The organism is Candidatus Pelagibacter sp. HIMB1542, assembly GCF_052047835.1.
Taxonomy (GTDB): domain Bacteria; phylum Pseudomonadota; class Alphaproteobacteria; order Pelagibacterales; family Pelagibacteraceae; genus Pelagibacter.
This window is the reverse complement of sequence record NZ_JBNAJB010000002.1, coordinates 480,138-506,666: the sequence shown is the minus strand read 5'-3', so window position 1 is coordinate 506,666 and position 26,529 is coordinate 480,138. Positions and strand designations below refer to the sequence as shown.

Here is a 26,529-nt window from a genome sequence, read left to right as displayed (position 1 = left end):
TATTATATTTGTAGTTAAAAAAATTTCTTTATTTTAAAGTCAAAATTTCATTTTTGTAATCTCTTACAAGTAAATATAAATTTGTATATTCGTTAATTTTTTTAATACTATTTTCTAATTTTAGGTAATTTTTATAATCTTTTGAGTTTTTTATTTTTTCTATTTTTTTTTCTTCATCAATTTCTAAAATCTTTAGTATTTGTTTATAATCTTCTTTTTCAACATTGGTTAATAAATTCCATATTTTTTTAATATAATTATCTAAGTCTATAATAAAATTTTTGATAATTTTTTTTTCTTTTAAATCATCAGTCATTTTAGATGAAATAGAATATTTTTCCAGATTTGCTCTAATACTCATTAATGTAAAGTATTTTTCTAAATTGGATTTTTTCAATTTTTTAGTGCTTTCCAATTCTTCATTTAAATTAAAAAAAACTTCCCTTAACAGTTTAATTCTATTTTTTTCTAATTCTTCTTTTTCTATTTTTGCTTTTTCCATAGCAAGTCTTTGATTATTTTGATCTAATAATTTCTGCTTTAAATAAATTTCTTGTTTTTGATTTCTAACTTGTTGTTCTTGAAGTCTATTTTGTTTTGAAAGTTCAATATTTCTAATTTTATCAATTTCCACTTGTTTTTCTTGAACCTCTTTCATTTCCTTCAAGTGTTTTGAACTTTTATAATTTGCTACTAAATTTCCTGTTAATAGAAGATTTGTCATTCTTCTTTGATTTCTATCTTTATCAGAACTTGTCATTTTAACTATTTCCTCTTGCTTTAATTATCTTGTCAATAAATGAATACTTTTTTGATAATTTTTCATAAATTTCTTTCTCTTTTTTAATTTGAATATTATATTCTTTTATATCTTTTAACATATCTTCATACTTTTTGATTAAATTTTGATTATTTTTTCTGAGAGTATTAATTAAATGACTCTTTGTTTTGTTTATAAATTGAGAATTTTCTTTATTCCATTTTTTAATTTCATCTTCATTTTTTCTAATAAATTTAGACTCTTCTACTAATCTTAGACCTAAGTTTTCAGATAAATATTTTTTATGTTCTTCTTTTTTCTTAAATTCTAATTTTTTGATTTCCTTTAATTTTTTTATCTTATTCAATCTGAATAAAATCATTATTAAAGCCAAAAGGATTATTAAAATTGTAATATAAATCTTTATTTTTTTTTGTTTTTCTTTCTCTAATTTTTCTAATTCTTCTTTTTCTTGTTTCAATTTTTCTTCTAGTTTGATACGCTCTAATTCAGCAATTCTTAATGCTTCTTCTTCTTGCTTAATCCTCTCTAATTCCGCAATTCTTAATGCTTCTTCAGCTTCTTCTAGTTTGATACGCTCTAATTCAGCAACACGTTCTGCCTCAATTTTTTCTTCTTCTTTTATCTTAATGATAATTTTTTTAACTTCTTCTCGACGAACTACATTTTCAATTTTTATTAACTGATAATCACTGGGATTTTGTATATTACCTACAACTTTAATTTCTTTTTTTTCAGGCAAAAATACAAATTTAGCATCTCGAATATTACTTCTAAAACCGTTTAAATAAATAAAATCAAAACCATTTCCACGTGAATTATAACCTGGACCAACACCATAACCATTGAGTAATTCCCATTTATCTGATGCTATCAGTTTTCTTCCTTTATAAGGATATGAAAATACCTCATAAGTAAAATCTGAATTAAAAAAATATGAATGTTTTATATTATTATGAACAATTGTTATTTCATTACTTAATAAAAAATTTTTTAAATCATCACCCGTTAAATAAAATTCTTGTTCTTGTAAATACTTTGTATCTCCAGTCACAATAGTATTGAGTATATTTAGTAATTTATTAGAATTTGAATTTTCAGCAGCAAGAATGTTAGGAAATAATATCAATAAAATTAAAAATATTTTTTTCATTTAAACTTCAAGTTGAACAAATTTGATCTGCTTGCCTATCTAACAATTAAATGATAATTTTTTTTAAAAAGGAGGTCAAGTTATGTCTAATCCCGTTGTGCCTATACAAAAAGTAGGAAGTTCATGTCCTAGTGGATATTCAACACAAGGTGGAATGTGCGTACCAACAAGTAGTTCGGCAAAACCAGCAATTATAAAAATTGGAAGTTCATGCCCTAGTGGTTGGTCTACACAAGGTGCGTATTGTGTAGCAAATAGTTCTAATCCTAAGCATGTTATACCTAAAGTTGGAAGTTCATGCCCTAGCGGATATTCAACCCAGGGTTCTTATTGTGTTAAAACTTAATAATTTATAGAAATTATAATTGCTCGGAGAATAATTCTCCGAGCATATTCTTAAATCTTTTGGCAAGATTATATTTAAATTATTTGAAAAATATATTTGTTCTAAATGCTAAAAGCAACTTTCAGAAGTTTAAATATATTTAAATAAACAGTTTCCTATTAAAAAACATTGTTATTTATTTTTGCCAGTCCAAAAAAAATTATGCCAATCAATTGCTAATCTTTTAGATTTCTATGATTTTAATAAATGACTTAATTTGTTAACTTTTAAACTATGAGAATATTAATGTTCTTAATTTTGTTTGTTTTATCTAGTTGTACAAGCCCAAATCAAAGAAGTTCTCAATATTATGAAACGGTTGTAGGTCATATTGTTCAAACAGTTATCTCTGGTGATTGTAATTCAAAGTGTATTAATTCAATTGTAAATAGTGATTTAAAATACGCTACATATGCCCAAGCGATGTATGTATTAGATCAAGTTGGAAAAAAGTTACCTAATGTGTTTAAGGGTGTTAAAAGAGAACTATCAATAAAAGTTGAAGAAAAATATAAAAAGAGTGTAGTGAAATGAGCTTAACATTAAAATACTTATTATTTGGAATAATCGTGTCAGGATTAACTTATTACTTTACAGCAATGAATATAAAAAATTCAGAAAAAACGTATGAAGATTGTGTAATTAATAATGTTAAAGAAGCTCAAGATCAAAGTGCTGTAAATGTCATTAAATCAATGTGTAAAAAAAAGTATGATATTGAGGATACAACTCTGACTTTAGATAAAGATAAAGTTAAAAACCAACTCAATGAAGTTCTTGATTTATTTAAAGAATTTCAACAACAGTTTGAAGAAAAAATAAAGTAAAATTAATATATTATAAAACAATCTTGATTTGTGATCTATTAATTCTAGTTAATCTATCTATGAGTTCATCTGTCTGAACATTAGCAGTATAAAATTTATCAATCATCTCTGTTGAGGTATCTAAATTTTTCGCAATATCAGTAGCGCTAACTCCATTCTGAATTTGAAACAAAATATAAGTGTGTCTAAAACTTTTAGAGTCTCTTTTAACAAATTCATTTCCTATCTTTTTAGTTTTCAAACCAGCATCTAATAACAAACTATTAAGTCCTTCTCTAAAACTCTTATTTTTAAAAATTTTTGTTGAAGGAGAAATTTTAACTTTATTTTTTTGATAAAGTTTAATTATTTCTTCAATAGCAAAATAACACGAACCCATTCCAATATTATTATTTGCTCTTTGTTTTTTTCCAAATGCGTTGTTAATTGTATAATACCTCTCCAAACGATTATAAAAATTATCACTAAATGATTTTTTTAAGTTAGGTTTGACTTGATGTTTGTCTATCAATCTCACATCTTCAAATTTTAAATTTAAACATTCATTAACTCTCAAACCACTGCCTGCCATAAAAATTATAAATTGATGTAACAAACTTCTTTCAAATTGAACTCTTGTGCCTCTTGCTTTAGCAATCCTATTACGAGATGTTTTAAGTAAGTGCTGATATTCTTGTCTTGTAAAATGAACTCTTTGTGTTCTCTCATTCCTCAATTTCTTTTCTAATAACTTTGTTGTTATTTTTTGTAATTTTTCTTTTCTATATCCCTTTTCAGCACTCCAACTTAAAAAATTAGATATAGTAACTAAATCTCCTCTTAATGTTTTTCCACTTAACTGTTTTCCTAATTTATGTGACTCTTCATTTCTCCATATTAAAAATTTCTTCAAATGTTCATAACTAATTTCATCAATTTTTGATTTCATTAATGGTTTACATTTCATAATCACGTTCATACGTGATTTAATGCTTTTATTTGAAGTCTTGCTTCTACTAATGTCATCTTTTAACTCAATTAAAAAAATTGAAAGACAGTCTTCAAAAGTTGATTGATGAACTTGAAGTCCTTCAGCAAGTCTAAAATGAAGTCTATCAAACCATTTTTCTAAAATCTTAATTGCTTGTTTTTTATTGGAAGTTTTTGAGCTTATTTGAATTTGTTTCTTATCGATAAAAGTTCTCGCATACCAATTTTCACTTTTTTTATCTTTACGTTTGTAGATATGAAGTCTTCCATCTTTTCTTTTAAAGAGAGTGTTATCTTTGTAATAAGTCATAAAAACTCGTACACTTTTTAAATATAATTGTATGAAAGTGTACGACTAGTGTACGAATGTAAAGTCTTTAAAAAATAAAGTAAACAAAAGAGTATTAATAATCAGACTCACGTTTTGAGTCGTGCGCGTCTACCAGTTCCGCCATTCGCCCGTTATATTAAATTATAATTAAATAGTATAAGAACTAAAATTATATTAAAACTAAAAAATGTTCCAAAGTCTTTATAAATATTGTTTAAATTTAGCTGCTCACAAAAGTTCAAAATTATACTTAGGAATTGTTTCCTTCACTGAAAGTTCATTTTTTCCTATACCTCCAGATGTAATGATTATTCCTATGGTGATTGCTAAAAAAAAAGAATATTTTAAAATATTTTTAATCGCATCTATATTTTCAGTTTTAGGCGGAGTTTTTGGATATTTACTAGGTTATTTGTTTTATGATTTAGCTATTCATGTAATTGAATTTTATGGTTATGAAAATAAAGTAGAAAATTTGAAGACAAGTTTGTCTCAAGGATCAGGTTTTTTTGCCTGGCTAAGTATTCTTTTTCTAGCAGGATTTACTCCTCTTCCCTATAAAGCATTCACTATTGCTAGCGGTGTTGTTGGTTTTAGTTTACCTGTATTTATTGTTGTAAGTTTAATCTCGAGAAGTCTTAGATTTTTTATTGTTGCTTATTTATCTTATAAATTTGGTGACTTATTTACTGAATTCATGGAGAAGCATGGTTCAAAATGGTTCACTATAATTGGAATTTTAATAGTTATAGTATTAGGAATTATATTTTTAATTTTTAAATTTAATGCTTAATAACAAATCATTGTTTCTTAACCTAATTTTATTAGTCAGTTTCGTTGCTTTAATGTCAGCGTTCTTTATTGAATATATTTTGGGTCATCAACCATGCAATCTTTGTATCTTAGAGAGAATTCCATATGTAATTGCAATAGTAATTATACTCTTGAATTATAAATTTTATCAGTTTGAAAAAATATTTTTGGTTTTATTGGTAGTAGTTTTTTTAACAGCTACTATCTTATCAGTTTATCACTTTGGTATTGAACAAGGATTTATCGAAGAGTCTTTAGTTTGTGACCTAAAAAATGGCTCTGAGGCAACTTCCAAAGAAGAAATTTTAAAACAATTGCAAGAACAAAAAGTGAGCTGCAAAGATGTAACATTTAAAATTTTTGGATTATCACTTACAACGTATAATATTGTAATTTCTATTCTAATTACAATCAATGCATTAAAAATTTATTTAAACTATGCCAAAAGTAAGTAAAAAAAAAATTGAAGAATTTATAAGGGTAGATCATGCTGGTGAGCGTGGAGCAGTTAAAATATATGAAGGTCAATTATTAGCTTTAAATACATTTGTCAAAGATGAAAATTTGAAAAAAATCATAGAAGATATGAAAATTCATGAAAAAGAACATAGTGAATTTTTTGAAAATGAAATTAAAAAAAGAAACATTGCTCCTACAAAACTTTTACCACTGTGGGATTTACTAGGTGTTGGTTTAGGATTTGGTTCTACTTTATTAGGGAAAAAGGCAGCCATGCTATGCACAGCATCTGTAGAAGAAGTAATTGATGAACACTACTTAAATCAAATTAATCAATTAGATGAAGATGAAAAATTTCTCAAAAACAAAATTACAAAATTTAGAGAAGATGAGCTTAACCATAAAGATATCGCTTATGAAAAGGGAGCAACTAAAAAGGGACCTTATAGTATTTTAGATAAAATAATTAAAACTGGTTCTAAAATTGCAATTAATATTTCTGAAAAAATTTAAGTTTCTAATTCAACATCCCAATATAAATAATCCATCCAACTTTTGTGTAAAAAGTTAGGAGGAAAGTTCTTGCCATTTTTATGTAAATCTTCTGTTGAAGGTCTAAATGGATATTGATTCAATTTCATTCCTGAATTTTTTAATAATTTTCCACCTTTTTTTACATTGCAAGCTGAACAAGCTGTAACAACATTGTCCCAATTTGTTTCTCCACCTTTAGATCTTGGAAGCAAATGATCAAAAGTAAGTTCCTCATTACTTCCACAATATTGGCAAGAGAATTTATCTCTTAAAAAAACGTTAAATCTAGTAAAACTTGGTTTCGTTTGGGGAACAATATAGTCCTTCAAAGCTATAACACTTGGTAGCTTCATATTAAATGAAGGACTTCTAATAGTTCTATCGTAATGACTTACAATGATAACTCTATCAAGAAAAACTGATTTCACAGTGTCTTGCCATGACCATAATGATAGTGGGTAATAGCTTAGAGGTCTGTAATCAGCATTAAGAACTAATGCAGGACATTTTTCTAATGATACATCTTGTTCAATAAAGTTGTTCACATTAAAACATTAACTTAGTTTAGCATCATAATCAATATGATCAGATGTTAAATTTTTTTTAAAATATAATTTAATGCTGTACTTGATGCCTCGATAGGAATGTGATGATCACAATTTTTTATTAATAACGTTTCAACAGGAATATTATTTCGAATTAAAAAATCTTTAGCTTCAAGTAAATGTGTTGATGGAACAATTTGATCGACATCACCATGTATTAGTAATGTATCTGTGCTATTTTTGATTCTATCTTTCAAATTAATTTTATCTATTATTTTCCCTGAAAATCCTATGACACATAAAAATTTTTCATTTGAGGTAAGACCAACATTCAAAGACATCATGCATCCCTGGCTAAAGCCTGATAAACAAATTTGTTGATTTGATAAGTTGTATTCAGTTTTAACTTCCTCAATAAGTTTTTTGATAACATTTTCAGCTTTAATTGACTCTTCAAGAATATGAGATGGATCTTCTTTGGTTAAATCAAACCATTGATATCCTGATGGATTAATTGCACATTTTTCATGTCCATTAGGACAAATAAAAATAGTATTTGGTAAATGTCTTTTCCAATTTAAAGTTAACATACTTATGTCTTTTCCATCTCCACCATACCCATGAAGTAAAATTATCGCATTCTTAATTTCTGTTCCTTCTTCTGGTTTGATGATGATTGAATTAAGGCAAAATGTCATAGATGATTTATTATGTTTTTTATTTTTAAAAACACACTACAATAATAATATGTTTTCTGGAATATTAGTTAAAATTTTATCTATTACTCTTTTAATAGCTGTTGGAATAGTTTTGGTTTTGGGTATTGGAACTTTATTTAAAGGTGGAGAAACAAGTAAAAAATATTCAAATAAACTAATGCAGCTTAGAGTACTGCTGCAATTTGTGGCCATACTTGTTTTGGTAGCTTTCGCATATTTTTTTAAAAACTAATTATATTTCTCAATCCACTTTAAAAAATCTTTGTCATTAAAGTCTATGTCACCAAGAACCCTAGCAAATTCCTTGCCTTCTTTATTTATAAATATTGATGTTGGAACTCCTCTTAGAGAAAAAGTTTTAGCTAAAGTTACTTCTGGATCAAAAAAAGGTTCCAAATTTTTTAAGTTTAATTTTACAAAAAATTCTTCAACTTTATTCAGTTTTTCTTTCCCAATATTAATAGGAAAAACTTTTAAATTATTAAGTGATGAATTTGCTTGCATATTGTCTAATGAAGGCATCTCTTCTTTGCACGGGGGACACCAAGTAGCCCAAAAATTTAAAACTAACAATTTTCCTTTGAAATCATTAATTTTAATTTTTTCATTTTTCTTATTTAAAAAAAATACATTTTCATACGTTTTTGGAACTTTATGAATAACAATATTTTTAATGTTCGGTAAATCACTGGCTTCTACAGTTGTAATTAAAAAAATAAATAATGCTAAAATTCTCATATTAATTAGGTATAACTAAATATCATGGCAAAAAATAAAAACAACCAAGCAATATGGAACACGCGAATACAAAAAGAGGCATCAAACCTATTTCAAAAAGTTGGTAATTCTATTGATATAGATAAGAGACTTTACAAAGAAGATATACAAGGATCCATTGCACACGTTGAAATGCTTTTTAGACAAAAGATAATTTCCTTTAAAATAAAAAATAAAATTATTTATGGTCTAAATAAAATTTATAAAGAAATAACTTACAAAAAATTTGAATTTAATAAAAAATATGAAGACATTCATATGAATATAGAGAAAAGATTATTTCAAATAATTGGTGATGAAGCTGGATACATTCATACAGCTAGATCAAGAAATGATCAGGTAATAACTGATTTTAAAATTTGGATTAAAACTGCAACAAAAGATATTAATAATAATATAGATAAAGTAATCAAAAGCACAATTAATCTGGCTGAAAAAAATATAGAGACTATCATGCCAGGTTTTACTCATCTTAAAAATGCTCAAGCTATATCATTTGGCCATTATTTAATGGCTTATGTGGAAATGTTTACTAGAGATAAAAAAAGATTTTTAAACAATTTAAATAGTTTAGATGAAAGTCCATTAGGTGTAGCAGCTCTATCAGGCACTTCGTTTAATATAGATAGAAATTTCACATCTAAAAAACTTGGATTTAAAAGACCAACTAATAATTCAATAGATACAGTTTCAGATAGAGACTTTGTGCTAGATTTTCTTTACGCTATTTCAGTATGTTCAATGCATATTTCTAGAATTGCAGAGGAATTAATTATATGGAATTCAGATGGATTTAACTTAATCAACTTATCAGATAAAGTTGTTACAGGCTCTTCGATTATGCCTCAAAAAAAGAATCCTGATCTCTTAGAATATCTAAGAGGAAAAACTGGTACTTCTTACGGAAATTTTTTTTCTATGCTAACGATACTAAAAGGCTTGCCACTATCCTACTTTAAAGATTTACAGGATGATAAGGAATTGGTTTTTAATTCCAATGATACTTTAATAAATTGCTTAAAAATATTTGATGAAGTTTTAAAAAATTGCAGTGCAAATAAAAAGAAAATGCTTGAACTTGCAAATAAGGGTCATATTACAGCAACAGATCTAGCTGATTATTTAGTTAGAGAACACAATATGTCATTTAGAAAGGCATATCAAAAAACAGCTGCTATTGTTAACATCGCTGAAAAAAGGAAGAAAAATTTAAACGAATTAAGTTTAAATGAACTTAAAAAAATTGAGCCAAAATTGACAGAAAAGGTTTTAGAAATTTTTGATTTAAAAAACTCTATAAATTCAAAAAAATCATTTGGGGGAACTTCTTTTGAAAATATAAAAAAAATGATAACTAAATATAAGAAATTAAAATGATAAAAAAAATCACATTTACGTTAGTTATGTTGCTGCTGTTATTTTCATGTGGCAAGAAAGGTGACCCTGTATACCAAGAAGACAAAAAACAAGTTTATTTAAATCTATTCTCTAAAAATAGAGTGTAATGAAATACATAAATAAAAAATTATCTATTGATAAAGTTAACTTTTTAAAAATTGCAAAAAGATATGGTACACCAACATATTGCTATTCTTACTCAAGGTTAAAAGAAAATATTTTAAATTTTAAAAAAAATTTTAAATCAATATCACCATTGATATGTTTCGCAGTTAAATCAAATACCAATGTAAATTTAATAAATGAGATATCAAAATTTGGTTTTGGAGCTGATGTAGTATCTGTTGGTGAAATGATGATGGCTCTTAAAGCAGGTATTAGTCCAAAAAAAATTGTCTTTTCAGGAGTTGGCAAAACTACAAATGAAATAAGTTACGCAATAGATAAAAAAATTTTACTAATAAACGCAGAGTCTAAAAGTGAAGTAGTAGAAATAAATAGAGTGGCTAGACAAAAAAATAAAATTGTAAAAATTGGTTTAAGATTAAATCCTAATACTGATGCAAAAACATTAAGCCAAATTTCGACTGGTAAAAAAGAGAATAAGTTTGGTGTAAATGAAAAAACATTTTATGAAATAATTGAATATTGCAAAAGTTCACAAAATATAGATCTTAATTGCCTAAGTGTTCATATTGGAAGCCAAATTTTAGATCATAAGCCTTATGAAAAGATGCTTAAAGTAGTCGATAATATTTTAAAGAAAACATCTCATACATTTGAATACATCGATTTAGGTGGTGGTATGGGAATTTCTTATGCAGATAAAAATAAAAAACTTAATTATAAAAAATATAATTTAGCTATTAAAAAATTTTTAAAAAATAAAAAATGTAAAATTATATTTGAACCAGGAAGATCTATAATAGGAAATTCTGGAACATTGATTACAAAAGTAATTTATATAAAAGACAGTGAAAGTAAAAAATTCATTATATTAGATGCAGCAATGAATGATTTAATGAGACCAGCATTATATGGTGCAATTCACAAAACTTTACCTGTTATTAAATCTGGAAAAGTTTCCAAAAAAACTTATGAATTTGTAGGACCTATATGTGAAACTACAGACAAGTTTGTAACTATTAAAAACTTTCAGGAACTTCAAGAAAAAGACTATGTTGCAATATGTGATGTTGGTGCCTACGGAATGTCACTAAGTTCGAATTATAACTTAAGAACAAAACCATTAGAAATATTAATTAAAAACAACAAAATAAAAATAATTAGAAAAAGACAAAAGCATAAAGATTTAATTTAGCTTTTGAGACAATGATAAGAAACATTTTATTTTCAATAATTTTTTTTACTGGAATTATTTTTATTTCTATAATTTTTTTACCTTCTTTTTTCCTACCAAGAAAAATAGTTTTAATTGGTGGTAAATTAATGGGCTATTGGACTGGTGTTTGCTTAAGGTTTATCCTTTCAGTAAAAATCCTTATCAAAGGTGAAGAAAATATAATCAAAGAGGATAAATTTTTTATTGCTGCATCTCATCAATCAATGTTTGAAACTTTTTATTTGCAAACTATTTTTAATTCACCAGTTTTTATTTTAAAAAAAGAGCTTCTCCAAATTCCAATATTTGGTTGGTATTTAAAAAAAATAGGATCAATTTCAATAAATAGAAATAAAACAACTAAAGATAATTTGGGTTTTTTTAATGATATTTCAAACACAATATCACAATCAAATCGTCCATTAATTATTTTTCCTCAAGGTACCAGGGTATTACCTGATGATAGAACTCCATTTAAAAAAGGAGCCTCAAGGATATATGAAGAATTAAAAATAAATTGTTTACCAGTAGCCATAAACTCTGGTTACGTATGGCCAAAAAAAGGTGGAAAAAATAGTAATAGAACAATTACTATATCAATATTAAAACCTATTTCAGCTGGGCTAGAAAAAAATGAATTTTTAAAAACTCTAGAAAAAAATATCTATCAAGAATTAGATTTAATAAATTAACCCTTCATTGGCATCACAACATAAATACTGTCAAAATCGCCTGGATCTTTTATTAAAGCTGGTGAACCCGTATCATTAAAGAAGATTTCGACTCTATCACCATCTAATTGTGAAGCTACATCAATCAAATATCTGGAATTAAAACTTATTTCTAAGTCGTGATCAAATTTAACATTTAATGTTTCTTTTCCGTCTCCGCTATTAGTATTATTTACCGAAAGGTTAAGAGTATCATTTGATAAGTTAAATTTTACACCATCTTTTTTATCCAGAGATACAGAGGCCACTCTATCAACTGAGTTTAAGAAAAGTTTTAAATCAATTTCTAATTTTTTTTGATTATTTTTAGGTATTACCTGAATGTAATTCGGGAATTTTCCATCGATAAGTTTTGAAATTAAAATACTATTATTCAGTTCAAACTTAATTTTTGACTTTAGATTTGATACTTTTACATCACCATCATAACTATCTAACAGTGAACAAAGTTGAAAAATTGTTTTTTTGGGAAGTATAATAGGGTCAAATTCAATTTTTTCATCTAGCCTGATTTTTGAAATCGACATTCTATGACTGTCAGTAGCAACAGCTGTTAAATAATTTTTATCTTCAACTTCAGTTTGGTGAAAATAAATACCACTTAAATAATGTCGAGTTTCATCATTTGAAACAGAAAACTTACATTTGTTTAGAAGTTTCAATAATTGTTTTGATTTTATAATAAATTCATTTTCATTAAAATTTTCATCAGTCAATGGAAACTCGGTAGCACTAATACAATTCAAATTAAAAATAGATTTTTCCGATTCTACTTGTAATTTACTTACATCGGTAAGAGTAAGATTAATTTTTTTTCCTGATGTTAATTTTCTGATTATGTCATACATAATTGACGAGGTTGTTGTTGTTTTTCCTTCTTCAAGAATTTCAACATTATTTAGCTGATGTATAAAAATTAAATCAAGATCTGTAGCAGTAATTGTTAATTTAGAATTACTAGCATCTAATAAAATATTAGATAAAATTGGTAACGTGCTTCTCTTTTCAATTACACCCTGACAATAATTTAGTGCTTGCTGAAGGTCTTGTTGGTTGACGTTAAATTTCATTTTCTTTGTTATTGTATAATATCTGATTTTTAAGTTTATTGATATTATCTACCATTTCTGGATCTTTTTCTTTAATTTTCTCAATTGTTTTAACAGAATGGATAATTGTTGTGTGATCTCTATTCGAGAATTCTCTACCTATTTCTGGTAATGATTTTGAAGTTAAAATTTTAGTTAAGTAAATTGCTGTCTGTCGAGGTCTCACAAGATATCTTGATCTTCTTGAAGAAAGCATTTCATTTTTGCTTATCTTAAAAAACTTACACACAATAGTCTGTATTAAGTCAATTGTTACTTTGTTTTCTGAGATATTTAAAAGATCTTTTAATACCACTTTAGTTTCAGGTAAATTTGGAACTTTGTTATAAATTCTTGAAAAGGATACTATTCGATTAACTGCTCCAACTAATTCTCTAACACTTCCTGAGATCTCATTACTGATAAAATCTTGTATATCTTTTGATACTTGAAGCTGATCTGCATATAAATTGTTTAATTCTTCTGTTTTTTTTTGAACTATTTTTTTTCGTAATTCTAAATCAGGTTTTTGAATGTCAACAACCAATCCACCCGAAAATCTAGATTTAATTCTCTCTTGAATACGCATTAATTTATTAGGTGCTCTATCAGCAGATACTATAATTTGCGATCCTTTATCTAACAAAGCATTGAATGTATGAAAAAATTCTTCCTGCATTGCTTCTTTGCCGCTAATAAACTGGATGTCATCTATTAATAAAATATCAGTGTTTCTAAAATATTCTTTAAACTTAACCATATCATTTGATTTAATTGATTTTACAAACTGATACATGAAACGTTCAGCTGAAATGAACATCACTTTATTTTTTTTCTTCATCTCAAAACCAATAGAATTTAATAAGTGAGTTTTCCCCATTCCTACACCACCATAAATATAGAGTGGATTATAATGAGAGACAGTTTCTGTAACCTTTATAGAAGCTTCATATGCAAGTTTATTGCTTGATCCAGTTATAAAGTTATCAAATCGTTTGTTTGGATCTATTCGGTTGTACTGAAGGTACGAGTCTTTTATAAATGAAACATTTTCATTTTGGGTATTTTCAATATTTGTTGTTTCTTTTAAATCCTTATCAACTTTTTGATCAATAATTTTAAATTCAATTCTAATTATATCTTTTTTGTACAATTTAATTATTTTCAGAATTTGGTCTAAATACCTCGAAGTAATCCAGTCTCTAATAAATCTAGTTGGAACAGATAAAAGTAAATAATTATTATGCTCCTCAAGAAATGATATTTTTTTTAACCAACTTTCATAAATTTCCAAACCTAATTTATTCTTCATTTCAGATTGAATTTGTTGCCAATCGATCTCTTCTGAAGCAAAATTATTAATATTTTTATTTGTAAAAGATTTATTCATAACTTAAGGGAAGATCTCAGTTAGAACGATTTAAAAAATTTTGCAACAAGTATTAAATTTAAAATTAAAAAAAAATTAAATCTGCAATTGTATAATTTATTGTCACAATCATTTTTTTTTATGGACACAAATTTTTAAATTAGTTTTAAATTTTCTTAAAAATAAAATTTTTGATTGAATCAAATACAGATTGAATCAAACATTGATTGTATTGTGTAAGATCAAAGATTTACTAAATCTAAATATAGTAATTTGAAAATATTTAGATCTTATATAATGTGTGTGTGAAATTTATCTTCGAAACAACTTAAGGTTTTTAAATTGCTGCAATCTTTTTAGTTATTCTTGAAACGTTTCTTGATGCATTTTGTTTTTTAATTACACCAGTCTTTGCAATTTTCATCAACTCAGAGTTTAATTTAGGTAAGAATTTTAACGCTTCATCTTTCTTTTTGGTATCAATTAAAGCGTTCATTTTCTTTAATGCATTTCTAAATCTACTTTTTCTAGCTTTATTAACTGCTGTTTGTTTAGAAATACGTCTTATACGTTTAATAGCTGATTTTGTATTTGCCATGCGCAGGGGTATAGCTTGAGAACTGAAAACGGTCAACTAAATATTTGGCTAATTTTGGCAGGAATTACAAAAAAAAGTAGATCTATTTGATACAATTTTTTTCTGTATAGTATCGGTACATCCTATAGTTTTACATCTTAATCCTTCTTGCTGATATACTTTAAACTCTTTTTGATAGTTTCCAGAAGATCCCAACGTATCCTTAAAATCTCTAATACTTGAACCACCTTTTTTAATTGCTCTTAATAAAATTTTTTTTGAATAGTAAATAATTTTTTTACAATCTTCTCTAGTTAACAAACTTGCTTTTTTAAATGGATAAATCTTACTTAGAAATAAAATTTCACTTGCATAAATATTCCCAATTCCAGAAACAAATTTTTGATCTAATAAAAATGTTTTAATATTTTTATTCTTTCCTTTGAAGTAATTAAAAACATAATTCATATTAAAATTTAAATTGAATGGTTCTGGTCCCAAATTTTTAAATCTACTTTCTAATTTTTCACTATTTTCTACTAACTCAAAAAAACCAAATCTTCTTGGGTCATTATAAATTACTTTCAAAGAATTAAATATTAATTCAATATGATTATGTTTTTTTGGTAATATAGGAGAATGATAAAAACTAGCATTAGTAAATTTTAATTTTTTTTTACTATCAATGATGTGTATGGTTCCAGACATGCCCAAATGTATCAAACAAAACTCTCCACTTTTAAAATTCAATATTAAATACTTGGAAAATCTATCTACTTTAATAATTTTTTTATTCATTAAAAAAGAACTAAAATTTTTTGGAAGTGGAAACCTAAGATTTTTATTTCTAATAATTACTTTTTTAATACTTTTTTGTTTAATTTTTTTGTCTAAAGATTGTCTAACAATTTCTACTTCTGGTAATTCTGGCATTTCTCACTATATTCAATATATATTTTTTTATGCAACAATATCTTCAAAATAAAAAAGGCCTTGTGGAAGGTGTTTTTGATCAAGTTTATAGTAAATACGACTTGATGAATGATTTCATGTCACTGGGCATTCATAGATTTTGGAAAAAAAGTCTAATCAATATAATGAAACCATCTCCAAATAGAAAGTTAATAGATGTTGCTTGTGGAACTGGAGATATCGGTAAATTATTTTTGAATAGTACAAATCAAATGTCAGAAGTCACTTGTGTAGATCCAAATAAAGGTATGATTAGTCAAGGCAAACAAAAATTATCTAATTATAAAAATATAAAATGGATCAATGCAGCTGCTGAGAAGCTTCCACTTCTAGACAACGAATTTGATTATTACACAATAAGTTTTGGTCTTAGAAATACAAAGAATTTAGATAAAGCTCTATCCGAAGCTTATAGGGTATTAAAACCAGGTGGAAGATTTTTATGTTTAGAATTTTCAAAAATTCAAAACTCTAACCTAGATTTTGTTTATAAAAACTATTCAAAAATAATTCCTCATATTGGTCAATTTATTGTTGGCGATAAAAAACCATATGAATATCTAGTAAAAAGTATTGAAGAATTTATTAATCAGGAAGAATTAATTGACTTAATGAAAAAGCATAATTTTACGAAATGTAATTATAGGAACTTTTCAGGTGGTATAGTTTCTATCCATAGTGGTTGGAAAATATAATGCTAAGAAAATTAATTACTTTATTTAAATTAGGAAGAAAAATTGCAAAATCTGATATTTTAGATATTGCCTCTAAATTTAAAAAACCTCCGGTCGCAATCACAATTTTATTTCAGCTATTAGCAATATCTTTTGAAAAAAAAGAATTAAGTAATCATGCCCAAGATGATGGTGAAAGACTTTCAAAATCATTAGAGTCGATGGGTACAACTTTTATAAAATTAGGTCAATTTTTAGCTACTAGACCTGATATTATAGGAGAAGAACTTTCTACAAAGCTGGAAAAATTACAAGATCGTGTACCACCATTTTCTATTAATCAAGCAAAAGAAATAATTAAAAATGATTTAGGCAATGATGCTTACAATTCTATTATTGATTTAAGTGAGCCAGTTGCTGCTGCATCAATAGCACAAGTTCATAAAGCTAAAATAAATGATAATGGTACAATTAAAGATGTAGCAATAAAAATTATAAGACCAGACATAAAAAAAATATTTAATGAAGAAATTGATGCGATGATGCTATTTGCATTTATCATTGAGTCATTTTTAAAAAAAACTAAAAGATTAAAACTTGTGGAAGTTGTTTTTTTGTTGAAAGAAATAACTAACCTAGAAATGGATTTAAGGTTTGAGGCAGCAGCCGCAAATGAGTATGCAGAAAATACAAAAAATGATGCTGGATTTAAGGTTCCTGAAATATATTGGAACTTTACTAGTGAGAATGTAATGACATTAGATTGGATAGATGGAGTATCTATTCGTGAAACAGAAGAGCTGAAAAAAAGAAATTTAAATACTAATAAAATTGCTGAGGATATTATCCAACATTTTTTAAGACATGCAGTAAGGGATGGTTTTTTTCATGCTGATATGCACCAAGGAAATATATTTATTGATGAGAATGGTCAAATAGCTCCAATAGATTTTGGCATAATGGGTAGATTAGACAAAATGAGCAAACGTTTTTTAGCTGAAATTTTATTTGGATTTATACAAAGAGATTATAAAAAAGTTGCTGAGGTTCACTTGGTAGCAGGATTGGTCCCTAAAAATGTGCCAATAGACGATCTTGCACAAGCATTAAGGTCAATAGGAGAGCCAATATTTGGTCAAGAGGTTAAAGATATTTCAGGTGGAAAATTATTAAAACAGCTTTTTGATGTTACAGAAAAATTCAATATGCAAACTCAACCTCAATTGTTGATGTTACAAAAAACAATGGTTGTGGTTGAGGGTGTTGCAAGAAAATTAAATCCTAACACTAATATTTGGACAACCTCTAAACCAGTTCTTGAAAATTGGTTAAGAGAAACAAAAGATCCTATAAATAATTTTAACGAAACACTTAAAAATAGTACTGAAGTAATTAAAAGATTACCTGAGTTACCTGAAATAATGGACAAAGCAAATCAAGCTCTAACATTTTTAGCTAGCGGACAAATTCCTCAAAACTCCAATTCTTATACAGCTTTAAACGATAAAAAATCTGAAATGATCGCATTTAGAAACCAATCTATTATTGGTTTATTACTTCTTGTAATTTTTGGTCTTATAGTATTTTAATTCTGCAAATGAAAAATCTTAATAACAAAAAAATTCTTTTTATTATTTGTGGTGGTATTTCAGCTTATAAAAGTCTTGAAACGATTAGACTATTAAAAAAAAATGGTGCAGAAATAAAAACTATACTTACTTCTAGCGCTAAAGAATTTGTAACTCCATTATCTGTAGCATCATTATCTCAAGGTAAAGTTTATAGTGATTTGTTTAGCTTAGAAAACGAAACTGAAATGGATCACATTTCACTTTCTAGATGGGCAGACGTAGTTATCGTTGCACCAACTACAGCAAATACAATTTCAAAATTAGCACAAGGTACTACAGATGATTTGGCTTCTACTGTAATACTTGCTTCAAATAAACAAATTTATTTAGCACCAGCGATGAATGTTAGAATGTGGGAACATAAATCTACAAAAACTAATTTAAAAAAATTAAAAGATTTTGGTTATAAGTTTATTGGTCCAGAAATAGGAGATATGGCATGCGGGGAATACGGAGAAGGTAAGATGTCAGAACCATTAAAAATTGCGGATGAGTTAAACCAATTTTTTTTAAACCAAAGTCAAAATAAAAAATTTAAAGCTTTAGTTACTGCGGGTCCAACAAATGAGTATATCGACCCTGTGCGTTTTATAACAAATAAATCAAGTGGCAAACAAGGGTATGAACTAGCTAAATGTCTATCGAAAAAAGGTTTTGATACAACACTGATTTCAGGACCAACTAATCTAGAAGTAGAAAAAGATATTAAACTCATTAAAGTTGAAACAGCGGATGAAATGTTTGCTGCTACACAAGAGAATTTACCTGTAGATGTAGCAATTTTTTCAGCAGCAGTATCAGATTTTAAAGTAAAAAATAAATCTCAAACAAAAATAAAAAAAGAGGAAGCATTAAATTTAAATTTAGAAAAAAATATTGATATTTTAAATTACATATCAAATCATAATTCTATGAGGCCTGAAATTGTGATTGGTTTTGCAGCAGAAACAAACGAAGTTTTAAAAAATGCAGAAGAAAAATTAAATAAAAAGAATTGTGATTGGATAATTGCTAATGATGTTTCTAAAAAAAATATTGGATTTAACTCTGATTATAATGAAGTTGTAATCCACTACAAAAATAAATCTTTAAAAAGTGAAGTACTACCATACAAAAGAAAATCTGAAATTTCTGAAGAAATAGTTGATAGAATAATTGATCAATTAAATTAATGGCAAAAATCCTTGTTAAAAAATTAGATCCTTCAATAGAGCTACCTGCCTACAAAACAGAAGGGGCTTCGGGAATGGATCTTATGGCATTTATAAAAGAACCTATTATGCTTAAACCTCAAAATTCTTGTTTAGTTCCAACTGGAATTGCCGTTGCTTTTTCAAATGAATTTGAAATTCAAATACGACCTAGATCAGGTTTAGCAGCAAAAAATAATATTAGTGTTTTAAATACACCAGGAACAATAGATAGTGATTACAGGGGTGAGATAAAAGTAATACTTTACAATCACGGAAAAGAAGATTTTTTAATAAACAATAAAGACAGAATAGCTCAAATGGTTCTTGCACCAGTGATAAAAATGAATTTTAAAGAAACAGATGAGCTTCCAGAAACAATTAGAGGCGAAGGCGGATTTGGCTCAACAGGAAAATGAGCAAAAAACTAAACAAAAAACAAATCGAACGTTTTTCAAGACAGATCATATTAAAAAATATTGGTATTTTAGGTCAAAATAAAATTACAAATGCAAAAGTATTAATAATAGGCATGGGTGGTCTCGGGTGCCCAGTAGCAGAATTCTTGACTAGGTCAGGGGTTGGCTCATTAGGAATTGTGGATCATGATCGAATAAGCCTTTCAAATATTCATAGGCAGAGTTTATTCAATCAGAAAGATTTAAATCAACTAAAAGTCAAAATAGCTAAAAAAAAATTAAACAACATTAATTCTTTAACAAATATAAAAATTTTTAATTACAAATTAAATAAATCTAATTTTCAAAAAATTATTAAAGATTACGACTATATTGTTGATGGAACTGATAATTTTGAAAGTAAATTTCTAATTAATGATTTAAGTTTAAAGTATAAAAAGTTTTTGGTAACTGGTGCTATAAGTAAATTTGATGGTCATATCTTTACATTTAATTTTAAAAATAAAAAAGAGCCATGCCTTCGATGTTTTTATCAAGAGGAAAAAATATCAGATGAAATACTCAATTGTGAATATGAAGGAATCCTGGGAACGGTAGCGGGAATAGTTGGCACAATGCAAGCTAATGAAATTTTAAAAAATATTTTAAATATAGGCCAAAGTTTAAATAATTATATTTTAATTATTGATTTATTAAATTCAAATTTTAGAAAAGCAAAAATTAAAAAAAGAAAAAACTGTCTATGCAATTAATTATAAGAATAATTTTAATTTTTATCTTATCAATTTCAATAAGTTCAGCCGATGAAATATTTGTTTCTTTAAAAAAAAATAAAGTAAACGTTAGGTACGGTCCAAGTTTTGATTCAGATGTAAAATATGTTTACAAAAAAATTAACCTTCCTTTAAGACAAATAGATAAAAAAGAAAACTTTAGAAGAATTATAGACCTTAAAAATAATGGTGGGTGGATACATATATCTCAATTAAAAAAAAATAATTCTGTAATAGCAACAAAGGATAAAATTTTATTTAAAAACCCTACATCTTTTGCAAAACCAATTGCTCTTATTAAAGAAGGTAGGTTATTAATATTAGAAAAGTGTGAGCAAGAATGGTGTCAGATAACCTCTGGGGAATTTCAAGGTTGGGTTAAAACAGATAATATCTGGGGATTTAATTAACTAAAATCAACAGAAAGTGACTTTTTGTTCTCTACAGACAGCTTGGTAGTATGGGAATATTCTTTATGATCTATTCCTATTTCAACTTCAATTTCCTCAGATTTAAATTTAGCTATTTGGTCATCTGAAAAATTAAAATGAATAAATTGAACTGAAGAAGCCTTTCCTTCAGCTGATGTTCTATCAACATCTTCCTCTGGAATAGCTTTTATTTTTTCTCCATTAATTTTCATAAATACTGTTTCTTCTATTCCACCCACTTTTCCTAGGAAAGCTGCACGTGATATAGGATTGTCTATTTCAAACATCAAAGTAGCTGTTAATTCTTTACCATTTGGTATTAGAGGATTGTATGCTGACAACTCATCTTTAAGTTGTTCATCTCCACCTTTTTCAATATATAACATTTCCTGAACTTGAGCTAACATTGTCTCGTAACTTTCAAAATAAAAAGTTGCATAAGGCCCTAATGCAATTCTTCTATTTTTTTTAAAATCAACAATATTTTTTCTCAGTTCTCTTCTATTTTTTGTGTAGACATCCAATGGCATAATGTCTTCTTTTTGTATCGCTCTTTTTTCTCTTGGCATAATCATAATTTATAACTTTTTGCCATCAATTCGATAGGATGTAGTGCCTCATCATTGGAGATGTTAGTATCCACTTCTAGCTGCTTTAAGTGCTTTCCTGCTAAAGGACAATCAGAAGCCATGTACTTATTATTTTTTGTTTTAATTTGTCTTGCAGTTGGTCTTCCTACTTTATTGGCCAGATCATGTGTTTCTTTCATCACACCAAAAGTTCCGCCATGCCCAGCACATTTCTCTACAACATCAATTTTAACATTCGGGATAAGTTTAAGCATATCTCTTGCTTTGATACCCATGTTCTGTGCTCTTGCGTGACACGCATGGTGCACTGTCACTCCACCATCTATTTCTTGTAAACCATCTGCTAATCCCTCATTGTTTGCAATATCAACAACATACTCATCAATATCCATAACGTTTGCAGATAATTTTTTTATTTTATTATCATTAGGTAAAAGCAATGGCCATTCAAATTTTAACATTAAACCACAACTAGCAGTTAATGTAACAACTTTGTAACCTTTGTTAATCCATTCAACTAAATCTTTAGAAACTTTTTTAGCCTGTTCCACAACTTTAGGAAGATCAGCTTGCTCTAAGAATGGCATTCCACAACATCCAGGATAGGCTTCTTGAACTTCTACACCATTTTTCTTTAGAACTTTTAAAGCTGCAACACCCGTATTTTTTTTATTAAAATTAACAAAACAGGTAGAATAAATTACAACTTTTCTATCATTAATTTTTGTCTCGTAGTTTATTTTGTCATTATTTTTCTTAAAAAAGTTAGAAAAAGTTTCTGAATTGTATCTTGGAAGTTGAACCCTTTTATCAATACCCACAACTACCTCTAATATTTTTCTGAACAACTTATTTTTTATATCTGATGCCCAATTAATTATTTTAGAAAATAAAACCCCAATTTTTGCGTTTCTATCTATTTGGGCTAATTGCATTGGAACACTTGGTAATTTACCTAATTTTTTCTGTGCCGTTCTGTACCTCAACATTAAATGAGGGAAATCAAGATCAAAATCATGAGGAGGTACATAAGGACATTTAGTCATAAAACACATGTCGCAAAGAGTACAGGCATCAACAACTGGAGCAAATTGCTCACTTTTTAAACTTTCTACGTCTTCATTTTCAGACTCATCAATCATATCGAACAATTTAGGAAAAGAATCACAAAGATTAAAACATCTTCGACATCCATGGCAAATATCAAACACTCTTCGCATTTCTGCATCTAATTTTTCAGGATTTAAAAAATCTGGATGCTCAAAATCAATAGGGTGACGTATTGGGGCGTCTAGACTTCCTTCTTTGCTCATACGATTATATTAGAAATTATAATTAATGATAAAGAAACTAATACCACTGGTTCATTAAACCAATCTTTTATTAATTGTAAAAGTTGCTCTTTCATTTTTTTTGATTTTAGAAATTTTGTTAAATTTAGTGGGCGGTAAACGCCCACTAATGAATATTATTTAGGCAATAGACTCTAAAGTTTTTTGAAATTTACCAGCATGAGATTTTTCAGCTTTTGCTAAAGTCTCAAACCAATCTGCAATTTCCTCAAAACCTTCTTCTCTTGCAGTTTTAGCCATACCTGGGTACATGTCAGTATATTCATGCGTTTCTCCCTCAATTGCTGAAGCTAAATTTGCTTTAGTTTCACCAATTGGTTTCCCAGTAGCTGGATCTCCAACTTGTTCAAGGTATTCTAAGTGACCATGTGCGTGACCAGTTTCACCTTCTGCTGTTGATCTAAATACTGTAGCTACATCATTATAACCTTCAATGTCAGCTTTTTGTGCAAAATAAAGATATCTTCTATTTGCTTGACTCTCACCAGCGAATGCTGCTTTTAAGTTCTCTTCTGTTTTACTTCCTTTTAAAGACATTTTTTTCTCCTTAATTTAACTTTATAGACCATATAGTGTCTAAAACTTTAATGTCAATAGTTTAGAATTATTATAATCTAGATTTTATATAATTGATTTAATTGAATTATTTTTGAGTTTGATTATCACTCGCAACTTTAACCAAAACTTCAACTGAATTTATTTTTTTTCCTGTAATATTTTTTTTAATATTTATTGGATCTATATCATTTTCATCACAATCTATTAGCTGATGAGTATCTTCATCATAAAAATGATGATGAACAGATGTGTTTGTATCAAAATAACTTTTATCGCTGTTAATCGAAATTTCTTTTAAATAACCTTTTTTCTGAAACGCATGAACAGTGTTGTAAACTGTTGCTAAAGAAATTTTTTCATTCATCTCCTCAGAAATCATTTTTACGAGATCATTGATTGTAAAATGAAAAGTTTTTTCTCTATTAAATAGAACTTCACACATTTTAACCCTTTGTTTAGTGGGTCTAAGTCCTAAATCTCTTAATTTTTCAACAAAATTACAGTTTTTTACCATTGTATTTTATAATTATTCTAATGTATGAATAAAAATATAAAGTTTTATTATATTATATTAGCATTAAATCAAGTAATAAGGTTTCTCAAAAAATATGAAAAAAAATTCCTACTCATATGACGATCTAATAAGTTGTGGAAATGGTGATCTTTTTGGACCAGGTAATGCAAAATTACCACTTCCTCCAATGCTGATGTTTGATAGAATAACTGAAATCAACGAGAATAATGGAGATTTCAATAAAGGCTCTTTAAAGGCTGAATTAGATATAAAAAACGATCTATGGTTTTTTGACTGTCATTTTAAAGAGGATCCAGTCATGCCTGGGTGTCTAGGTTTAGATGCTATGTGGCAACTAGTTGGATTTTTTCTGGGCTGGTTAGGAAATCCTGGCAAAGGTAGAGCTCTAGGAGTTGGTACTGTAAAATTTACTGGTGAAGTTTTACAAAATGTTAAAAATGTAAGGTACGAAATAGATATGAAAAAAATTATGTCGCCAGGTGGAACAACTGTTGGTCTTGCCAATGGAATTGTACTTGCTGATGACAAAAAAATATATTCAGCAGAAAGTTTAAAAGTGGGGTTATTTAAATAATGAGAAGAGTAGTAATTACAGGATTAGGAATTGTCTCTTGTTTGGGAAACAACCAAGAGGAAGTTCATCAATCATTAATTAATTCAAAATCAGGAATTTCTTATGCTGAGGAATATAAAGAACATAATCTTAAAAGTCATGTTCATGGCAAACCAAATATAAAATTAGAAGATCATATCGATCGAAAAACAATTAGATTTATGGGTTCAGGTTCAGCTTATAATTATATTGCAATGAAAGAAGCTATTGAGGATTCTGGATTAGAAGAAACTGAAGTTAGCAATTTTAAAACTGGAATCGTTATGGGTTCTGGTGGTCCATCAATTGAAAATGTTATTTTAGCTGCAGATAAAACGAGAGCTAAAACTCCAAAATTAATGGGACCTTTCATTGTTCCAAGAACAATGGCAAGTACAGCTTCTGCAACACTTGCTGTTCCATTTAAAATTAAAGGAACTAACTACACAATGAGTTCTGCATGCGCAACAAGTGGCCACTGTATTGGTAATTCAATGGAATTAATTCAAATGGGCAAACAAGATGTTGTTTTTGCAGGTGGAAGTGAAGAAGTTCATTGGGCTATGACGGCAATGTTTGATGCGATGACTGCGTTATCATCTAAATATAATGATGCTCCTGAAACAGCTTCAAGAGCATATGATAAAACAAGAGATGGTTTTGTAATTGCAGGTGGTGCAGGTGTACTAGTGCTTGAAGAATACGAACATGCTAAAGCAAGAGGTGCTAAAATATACGCAGAATTAACTGGTTATGGAGCAACTTCAGATGGATACGATATGGTAGCTCCATCAGGAGAAGGTGCTGTCAGATGTATGCAAATGGCAATGTCTACTGCTAAAAATAAAATTGATTATATCAATACTCATGGAACTTCTACTCCAGTTGGAGATATCACTGAGCTAAATGCAGTTAAAAATACTTTTGGAGACAATATCCCAAAGATTAGTTCGACAAAATCTTTATCGGGACATCCACTTGGTGCGGCTTCAGTTCATGAAGCAATTTACTGTTTGATAATGATGAAGAATAATTTCATAGCTGGATCTGCAAACATAAGTGAGATGGATGAAGAAGCTAAGAAATTTCCTATAGTTTCAAAAACTGAAACGGAAGCAACTTTAAATACAGTAATGTCAAATAGCTTTGGTTTTGGTGGAACTAATGCAGCTTTAATTTTTGAAAAGGTTTAATTTATGAGTTTAATGAAAGGCAAAAAGGGATTAATCATGGGTGTTGCAAATGAGAGATCTATTGCCTGGGGTATATCTCAAAAACTCGCTGAAGCAGGGGCAGAACTAGCATTTACATATTTAGGCGATGCTTTGAAAAAAAGAGTAGTTCCTTTAGCAGAAAAATTAAATTCAAACGTTACATTTAGTTGTGATGTTGAAAAAAAAGAAGAGGTTGTAAAATTATTTGAAGATATCAAATCCCAATGGGGTGAAATTGACTTTGTAGTTCATGCGGTTGCTTTCTCTGATAAATCAGAGTTATCAGGTGAATATTTAAATACCACTAGAGAAAACTTTTTAAAAAGTATGTTAATCTCATGCTTTTCATTTACTGAAGTAGCAAAAGAAGCCTCAAAGGTAATGAAACAAGGCGGAAGTTTATTAACTTTAACTTACGAGTCTACTAAAGCAATTCCAAATTATAATGTAATGGGTGTTTGTAAATCAGCTTTAGAAGCTAGTGTTAAGTATCTAGCTCGAGATTTGGGTGCCAAGGGTATGAGAGTAAATGCAATAAGTGCTGGCCCTATTAAAACATTAGCAGCTTCTGCGATTGGAGATGCAAAATTCCTATATAAATGGAATGAAGACCATTCTTTTCTCAAAAGAAACGTAGATATCCATGATGTTGGAAATTCAGCATTATATCTATTAAGTGATCTTGCAAACGGAGTTACTGGTGAAATCCACTATGTAGATGCAGGATATAACAAAGTTGGAATGCCTGACCCAAAGAATATTAGCTAAATTTAGTTAATTTTAGTTAAAAAAAACCCCCA

The 26,529-nt window shown here is 27.7% G+C and carries 33 protein-coding genes; 19 read left to right on the top strand and 14 right to left on the bottom strand.

Annotated features, from left to right (window positions below; translation table 11 throughout):
• Positions 1-28: 28 nt before the first annotated feature.
• Together ACTTBI_RS06980 and ACTTBI_RS06975 are read right to left on the bottom strand one after the other, a co-directional pair.
• Positions 29-760: a hypothetical protein gene (locus ACTTBI_RS06980; protein ID WP_440653375.1), complete on the bottom strand. Its 732-nt coding sequence runs from the start codon at positions 758-760 to the stop codon at positions 29-31.
• 1 nt (position 761) lies between these two features.
• Positions 762-1,934 (bottom strand): hypothetical protein, encoded by a 1,173-nt coding sequence (locus ACTTBI_RS06975; RefSeq protein WP_440653374.1) that lies wholly within the window; start codon positions 1,932-1,934, stop codon positions 762-764.
• An 82-nt stretch (positions 1,935-2,016) separates the two neighbouring features.
• Between ACTTBI_RS06975 and ACTTBI_RS06970 the strand changes: the two genes are divergently transcribed.
• From ACTTBI_RS06970 to ACTTBI_RS06960, 3 genes are all read left to right on the top strand, one after another.
• Complete coding sequence (locus tag ACTTBI_RS06970) at positions 2,017-2,280, top strand: hypothetical protein (protein WP_440653372.1); 264 nt, start codon at positions 2,017-2,019, stop codon at positions 2,278-2,280.
• Positions 2,281-2,565: 285 nt separating this feature from the next.
• Positions 2,566-2,853 (top strand): hypothetical protein, encoded by a 288-nt coding sequence (locus ACTTBI_RS06965; protein WP_440653371.1) that lies wholly within the window; start codon positions 2,566-2,568, stop codon positions 2,851-2,853.
• On the top strand, positions 2,850-3,146 hold the full coding sequence (locus ACTTBI_RS06960) for a hypothetical protein (protein ID WP_440653369.1): 297 nt from the start codon (positions 2,850-2,852) through the stop codon (positions 3,144-3,146). Before ACTTBI_RS06965 ends, ACTTBI_RS06960 begins: the two co-directional genes overlap by 4 nt.
• 10 nt (positions 3,147-3,156) lie before the next feature.
• Here ACTTBI_RS06960 and ACTTBI_RS06955 read toward each other — a convergent pair whose 3' ends face one another.
• A complete protein-coding gene (locus tag ACTTBI_RS06955) occupies positions 3,157-4,425 on the bottom strand; it encodes a tyrosine-type recombinase/integrase (RefSeq protein WP_440653368.1) in 1,269 nt (422 codons plus the stop codon).
• A 208-nt stretch (positions 4,426-4,633) separates the two neighbouring features.
• Between ACTTBI_RS06955 and ACTTBI_RS06950 the strand changes: the two genes are divergently transcribed.
• From ACTTBI_RS06950 to ACTTBI_RS06940, 3 genes are read left to right on the top strand one after another with little or no spacing between them, the layout of a single operon-like run.
• Complete coding sequence (locus tag ACTTBI_RS06950; RefSeq protein ID WP_262590097.1) at positions 4,634-5,239, top strand: YqaA family protein; 606 nt, start codon at positions 4,634-4,636, stop codon at positions 5,237-5,239.
• The gene (locus ACTTBI_RS06945; protein ID WP_440653367.1) at positions 5,232-5,714 is read left to right on the top strand and encodes a disulfide bond formation protein B; all 483 of its coding nucleotides are present in this window, start codon (positions 5,232-5,234) and stop codon (positions 5,712-5,714) included. The genes ACTTBI_RS06950 and ACTTBI_RS06945 overlap by 8 nt, the downstream gene beginning before the upstream one ends.
• The gene (locus ACTTBI_RS06940) at positions 5,698-6,231 is read left to right on the top strand and encodes a demethoxyubiquinone hydroxylase family protein (RefSeq protein WP_262590095.1); all 534 of its coding nucleotides are present in this window, start codon (positions 5,698-5,700) and stop codon (positions 6,229-6,231) included. The genes ACTTBI_RS06945 and ACTTBI_RS06940 overlap by 17 nt, the downstream gene beginning before the upstream one ends.
• On the opposite strand, the gene ACTTBI_RS06935 is transcribed toward ACTTBI_RS06940, so the two are convergent.
• Positions 6,228-6,797, bottom strand: a complete 570-nt coding sequence (locus ACTTBI_RS06935) for an HNH endonuclease (protein ID WP_440619280.1) — start codon at positions 6,795-6,797, stop codon at positions 6,228-6,230. The two genes, ACTTBI_RS06940 and ACTTBI_RS06935, sit on opposite strands and share 4 nt — an antisense overlap.
• A 47-nt stretch (positions 6,798-6,844) precedes the next feature.
• The gene (locus ACTTBI_RS06930) at positions 6,845-7,495 is read right to left on the bottom strand and encodes an alpha/beta hydrolase (RefSeq protein WP_440653366.1); all 651 of its coding nucleotides are present in this window, start codon (positions 7,493-7,495) and stop codon (positions 6,845-6,847) included.
• A 49-nt stretch (positions 7,496-7,544) separates the two neighbouring features.
• On the opposite strand from ACTTBI_RS06930, the gene ACTTBI_RS06925 reads away from it, so the two are divergent.
• The gene (locus ACTTBI_RS06925) at positions 7,545-7,748 is read left to right on the top strand and encodes a twin transmembrane helix small protein (RefSeq protein WP_440653365.1); all 204 of its coding nucleotides are present in this window, start codon (positions 7,545-7,547) and stop codon (positions 7,746-7,748) included.
• On the opposite strand, the gene ACTTBI_RS06920 is transcribed toward ACTTBI_RS06925, so the two are convergent.
• Complete coding sequence (locus tag ACTTBI_RS06920) at positions 7,745-8,254, bottom strand: TlpA family protein disulfide reductase (RefSeq protein WP_440648225.1); 510 nt, start codon at positions 8,252-8,254, stop codon at positions 7,745-7,747. The genes ACTTBI_RS06925 and ACTTBI_RS06920 overlap by 4 nt on opposite strands.
• Before the next feature lie 24 nt (positions 8,255-8,278).
• On the opposite strand from ACTTBI_RS06920, the gene argH reads away from it, so the two are divergent.
• The 3 genes from argH to ACTTBI_RS06905 all read left to right on the top strand — a co-directional run bounded on the left by argH (position 8,279) and on the right by ACTTBI_RS06905 (position 11,725).
• The gene (gene argH / locus ACTTBI_RS06915; RefSeq protein ID WP_440653364.1) at positions 8,279-9,670 is read left to right on the top strand and encodes an argininosuccinate lyase; all 1,392 of its coding nucleotides are present in this window, start codon (positions 8,279-8,281) and stop codon (positions 9,668-9,670) included.
• A 127-nt stretch (positions 9,671-9,797) separates the two neighbouring features.
• Positions 9,798-11,012 (top strand): diaminopimelate decarboxylase, encoded by a 1,215-nt coding sequence (gene lysA, locus ACTTBI_RS06910; protein ID WP_440648221.1) that lies wholly within the window; start codon positions 9,798-9,800, stop codon positions 11,010-11,012.
• Between the two features lie 11 nt (positions 11,013-11,023).
• The gene (locus tag ACTTBI_RS06905; protein ID WP_440648219.1) at positions 11,024-11,725 is read left to right on the top strand and encodes a lysophospholipid acyltransferase family protein; all 702 of its coding nucleotides are present in this window, start codon (positions 11,024-11,026) and stop codon (positions 11,723-11,725) included.
• Here ACTTBI_RS06905 and dnaN read toward each other — a convergent pair.
• The 4 genes from dnaN to mutM all read right to left on the bottom strand — a co-directional run bounded on the left by dnaN (position 11,722) and on the right by mutM (position 15,731).
• Positions 11,722-12,834, bottom strand: coding sequence for a DNA polymerase III subunit beta (gene dnaN, locus ACTTBI_RS06900; protein WP_440648217.1), 1,113 nt, complete (start codon positions 12,832-12,834; stop codon positions 11,722-11,724). The genes ACTTBI_RS06905 and dnaN overlap by 4 nt on opposite strands.
• On the bottom strand, positions 12,824-14,242 hold the full coding sequence (gene dnaA, locus ACTTBI_RS06895) for a chromosomal replication initiator protein DnaA (protein ID WP_440653363.1): 1,419 nt from the start codon (positions 14,240-14,242) through the stop codon (positions 12,824-12,826). The genes dnaN and dnaA overlap by 11 nt, the downstream gene beginning before the upstream one ends.
• 316 nt (positions 14,243-14,558) lie before the next feature.
• Positions 14,559-14,819 (bottom strand): 30S ribosomal protein S20, encoded by a 261-nt coding sequence (rpsT, locus tag ACTTBI_RS06890; protein WP_262590084.1) that lies wholly within the window; start codon positions 14,817-14,819, stop codon positions 14,559-14,561.
• Between the two features lie 48 nt (positions 14,820-14,867).
• Positions 14,868-15,731 carry a bifunctional DNA-formamidopyrimidine glycosylase/DNA-(apurinic or apyrimidinic site) lyase gene (gene mutM, locus ACTTBI_RS06885; protein ID WP_440653361.1) on the bottom strand — a complete coding sequence of 288 codons (864 nt, stop codon included), beginning with the start codon at positions 15,729-15,731 and terminating at the stop codon, positions 14,868-14,870.
• A gap of 29 nt (positions 15,732-15,760) precedes the next feature.
• Between mutM and ubiE the strand changes: the two genes are divergently transcribed.
• Genes ubiE through ACTTBI_RS06855 form a run of 6 tightly spaced genes read left to right on the top strand, consistent with a single transcriptional unit; the run spans position 15,761 to position 20,867 of the window.
• Entirely contained in the window at positions 15,761-16,465 is a 705-nt protein-coding gene (ubiE, locus tag ACTTBI_RS06880; protein WP_440653360.1) for a bifunctional demethylmenaquinone methyltransferase/2-methoxy-6-polyprenyl-1,4-benzoquinol methylase UbiE, read from the top strand.
• The gene (gene ubiB / locus ACTTBI_RS06875; RefSeq protein ID WP_440653358.1) at positions 16,465-18,033 is read left to right on the top strand and encodes a 2-polyprenylphenol 6-hydroxylase; all 1,569 of its coding nucleotides are present in this window, start codon (positions 16,465-16,467) and stop codon (positions 18,031-18,033) included. The genes ubiE and ubiB overlap by 1 nt, the downstream gene beginning before the upstream one ends.
• 8 nt (positions 18,034-18,041) lie before the next feature.
• On the top strand, positions 18,042-19,247 hold the full coding sequence (gene coaBC / locus ACTTBI_RS06870; RefSeq protein WP_440653356.1) for a bifunctional phosphopantothenoylcysteine decarboxylase/phosphopantothenate--cysteine ligase CoaBC: 1,206 nt from the start codon (positions 18,042-18,044) through the stop codon (positions 19,245-19,247).
• On the top strand, positions 19,247-19,684 hold the full coding sequence (gene dut, locus ACTTBI_RS06865; RefSeq protein WP_440653355.1) for a dUTP diphosphatase: 438 nt from the start codon (positions 19,247-19,249) through the stop codon (positions 19,682-19,684). Before coaBC ends, dut begins: the two co-directional genes overlap by 1 nt.
• A complete protein-coding gene (locus tag ACTTBI_RS06860; RefSeq protein ID WP_440653353.1) occupies positions 19,681-20,436 on the top strand; it encodes a HesA/MoeB/ThiF family protein in 756 nt (251 codons plus the stop codon). Before dut ends, ACTTBI_RS06860 begins: the two co-directional genes overlap by 4 nt.
• On the top strand, positions 20,427-20,867 hold the full coding sequence (locus ACTTBI_RS06855) for an SH3 domain-containing protein (RefSeq protein ID WP_440653351.1): 441 nt from the start codon (positions 20,427-20,429) through the stop codon (positions 20,865-20,867). Before ACTTBI_RS06860 ends, ACTTBI_RS06855 begins: the two co-directional genes overlap by 10 nt.
• On the opposite strand, the gene ACTTBI_RS06850 is transcribed toward ACTTBI_RS06855, so the two are convergent.
• The 4 genes from ACTTBI_RS06850 to ACTTBI_RS06835 form a co-directional block, all read right to left on the bottom strand.
• Positions 20,864-21,457 (bottom strand): DUF3501 family protein, encoded by a 594-nt coding sequence (locus ACTTBI_RS06850; RefSeq protein WP_440653349.1) that lies wholly within the window; start codon positions 21,455-21,457, stop codon positions 20,864-20,866. The two genes, ACTTBI_RS06855 and ACTTBI_RS06850, sit on opposite strands and share 4 nt — an antisense overlap.
• 2 nt (positions 21,458-21,459) lie before the next feature.
• Positions 21,460-22,791 carry a (Fe-S)-binding protein gene (locus tag ACTTBI_RS06845; RefSeq protein WP_440653347.1) on the bottom strand — a complete coding sequence of 444 codons (1,332 nt, stop codon included), beginning with the start codon at positions 22,789-22,791 and terminating at the stop codon, positions 21,460-21,462.
• Between the two features lie 159 nt (positions 22,792-22,950).
• Positions 22,951-23,367: a rubrerythrin family protein gene (locus tag ACTTBI_RS06840; RefSeq protein WP_262590070.1), complete on the bottom strand. Its 417-nt coding sequence runs from the start codon at positions 23,365-23,367 to the stop codon at positions 22,951-22,953.
• A gap of 106 nt (positions 23,368-23,473) precedes the next feature.
• On the bottom strand, positions 23,474-23,902 hold the full coding sequence (locus ACTTBI_RS06835; RefSeq protein WP_440653346.1) for a Fur family transcriptional regulator: 429 nt from the start codon (positions 23,900-23,902) through the stop codon (positions 23,474-23,476).
• Positions 23,903-23,996: 94 nt separating this feature from the next.
• Here ACTTBI_RS06835 and fabA point away from each other — a divergent pair, with 94 nt between their 5' ends.
• The 3 genes from fabA to ACTTBI_RS06820 are packed head-to-tail and all read left to right on the top strand — an operon-like array spanning position 23,997 to position 26,497.
• Positions 23,997-24,497 (top strand): bifunctional 3-hydroxydecanoyl-ACP dehydratase/trans-2-decenoyl-ACP isomerase, encoded by a 501-nt coding sequence (fabA, locus tag ACTTBI_RS06830; protein ID WP_440653345.1) that lies wholly within the window; start codon positions 23,997-23,999, stop codon positions 24,495-24,497.
• The gene (gene fabB / locus ACTTBI_RS06825; RefSeq protein ID WP_440653343.1) at positions 24,497-25,708 is read left to right on the top strand and encodes a beta-ketoacyl-ACP synthase I; all 1,212 of its coding nucleotides are present in this window, start codon (positions 24,497-24,499) and stop codon (positions 25,706-25,708) included. Before fabA ends, fabB begins: the two co-directional genes overlap by 1 nt.
• A gap of 3 nt (positions 25,709-25,711) precedes the next feature.
• Positions 25,712-26,497, top strand: a complete 786-nt coding sequence (locus ACTTBI_RS06820; RefSeq protein WP_440653342.1) for an enoyl-ACP reductase FabI — start codon at positions 25,712-25,714, stop codon at positions 26,495-26,497.
• Positions 26,498-26,529 lie beyond the last annotated feature (32 nt).

Bases quoted from the DNA above. Each gene is read 5' to 3' on its own strand.
- ACTTBI_RS06980 (WP_440653375.1), bottom strand. From the start codon at position 760: ATGACAAGTTCTGATAAAGATAGAAATCAAAGAAGAATGACAAATCTT.
- ACTTBI_RS06975 (WP_440653374.1), bottom strand. From the start codon at position 1,934: ATGAAAAAAATATTTTTAATTTTATTGATATTATTTCCTAACATTCTT.
- ACTTBI_RS06970 (WP_440653372.1), top strand. From the start codon at position 2,017: ATGTCTAATCCCGTTGTGCCTATACAAAAAGTAGGAAGTTCATGTCCT.
- ACTTBI_RS06965 (WP_440653371.1), top strand. From the start codon at position 2,566: ATGTTCTTAATTTTGTTTGTTTTATCTAGTTGTACAAGCCCAAATCAA.
- ACTTBI_RS06960 (WP_440653369.1), top strand. From the start codon at position 2,850: ATGAGCTTAACATTAAAATACTTATTATTTGGAATAATCGTGTCAGGA.
- ACTTBI_RS06955 (WP_440653368.1), bottom strand. From the start codon at position 4,425: ATGACTTATTACAAAGATAACACTCTCTTTAAAAGAAAAGATGGAAGA.
- ACTTBI_RS06950 (WP_262590097.1), top strand. From the start codon at position 4,634: ATGTTCCAAAGTCTTTATAAATATTGTTTAAATTTAGCTGCTCACAAA.
- ACTTBI_RS06945 (WP_440653367.1), top strand. From the start codon at position 5,232: ATGCTTAATAACAAATCATTGTTTCTTAACCTAATTTTATTAGTCAGT.
- ACTTBI_RS06940 (WP_262590095.1), top strand. From the start codon at position 5,698: ATGCCAAAAGTAAGTAAAAAAAAAATTGAAGAATTTATAAGGGTAGAT.
- ACTTBI_RS06930 (WP_440653366.1), bottom strand. From the start codon at position 7,495: ATGACATTTTGCCTTAATTCAATCATCATCAAACCAGAAGAAGGAACA.
- ACTTBI_RS06925 (WP_440653365.1), top strand. From the start codon at position 7,545: ATGTTTTCTGGAATATTAGTTAAAATTTTATCTATTACTCTTTTAATA.
- ACTTBI_RS06920 (WP_440648225.1), bottom strand. From the start codon at position 8,254: ATGAGAATTTTAGCATTATTTATTTTTTTAATTACAACTGTAGAAGCC.
- argH (WP_440653364.1), top strand. From the start codon at position 8,279: ATGGCAAAAAATAAAAACAACCAAGCAATATGGAACACGCGAATACAA.
- lysA (WP_440648221.1), top strand. From the start codon at position 9,798: ATGAAATACATAAATAAAAAATTATCTATTGATAAAGTTAACTTTTTA.
- ACTTBI_RS06905 (WP_440648219.1), top strand. From the start codon at position 11,024: ATGATAAGAAACATTTTATTTTCAATAATTTTTTTTACTGGAATTATT.
- dnaN (WP_440648217.1), bottom strand. From the start codon at position 12,834: ATGAAATTTAACGTCAACCAACAAGACCTTCAGCAAGCACTAAATTAT.
- dnaA (WP_440653363.1), bottom strand. From the start codon at position 14,242: ATGAATAAATCTTTTACAAATAAAAATATTAATAATTTTGCTTCAGAA.
- rpsT (WP_262590084.1), bottom strand. From the start codon at position 14,819: ATGGCAAATACAAAATCAGCTATTAAACGTATAAGACGTATTTCTAAA.
- mutM (WP_440653361.1), bottom strand. From the start codon at position 15,731: ATGCCAGAATTACCAGAAGTAGAAATTGTTAGACAATCTTTAGACAAA.
- ubiE (WP_440653360.1), top strand. From the start codon at position 15,761: ATGCAACAATATCTTCAAAATAAAAAAGGCCTTGTGGAAGGTGTTTTT.
- ubiB (WP_440653358.1), top strand. From the start codon at position 16,465: ATGCTAAGAAAATTAATTACTTTATTTAAATTAGGAAGAAAAATTGCA.
- coaBC (WP_440653356.1), top strand. From the start codon at position 18,042: ATGAAAAATCTTAATAACAAAAAAATTCTTTTTATTATTTGTGGTGGT.
- dut (WP_440653355.1), top strand. From the start codon at position 19,247: ATGGCAAAAATCCTTGTTAAAAAATTAGATCCTTCAATAGAGCTACCT.
- ACTTBI_RS06860 (WP_440653353.1), top strand. From the start codon at position 19,681: ATGAGCAAAAAACTAAACAAAAAACAAATCGAACGTTTTTCAAGACAG.
- ACTTBI_RS06855 (WP_440653351.1), top strand. From the start codon at position 20,427: ATGCAATTAATTATAAGAATAATTTTAATTTTTATCTTATCAATTTCA.
- ACTTBI_RS06850 (WP_440653349.1), bottom strand. From the start codon at position 21,457: ATGCCAAGAGAAAAAAGAGCGATACAAAAAGAAGACATTATGCCATTG.
- ACTTBI_RS06845 (WP_440653347.1), bottom strand. From the start codon at position 22,791: ATGAGCAAAGAAGGAAGTCTAGACGCCCCAATACGTCACCCTATTGAT.
- ACTTBI_RS06840 (WP_262590070.1), bottom strand. From the start codon at position 23,367: ATGTCTTTAAAAGGAAGTAAAACAGAAGAGAACTTAAAAGCAGCATTC.
- ACTTBI_RS06835 (WP_440653346.1), bottom strand. From the start codon at position 23,902: ATGGTAAAAAACTGTAATTTTGTTGAAAAATTAAGAGATTTAGGACTT.
- fabA (WP_440653345.1), top strand. From the start codon at position 23,997: ATGAAAAAAAATTCCTACTCATATGACGATCTAATAAGTTGTGGAAAT.
- fabB (WP_440653343.1), top strand. From the start codon at position 24,497: ATGAGAAGAGTAGTAATTACAGGATTAGGAATTGTCTCTTGTTTGGGA.
- ACTTBI_RS06820 (WP_440653342.1), top strand. From the start codon at position 25,712: ATGAGTTTAATGAAAGGCAAAAAGGGATTAATCATGGGTGTTGCAAAT.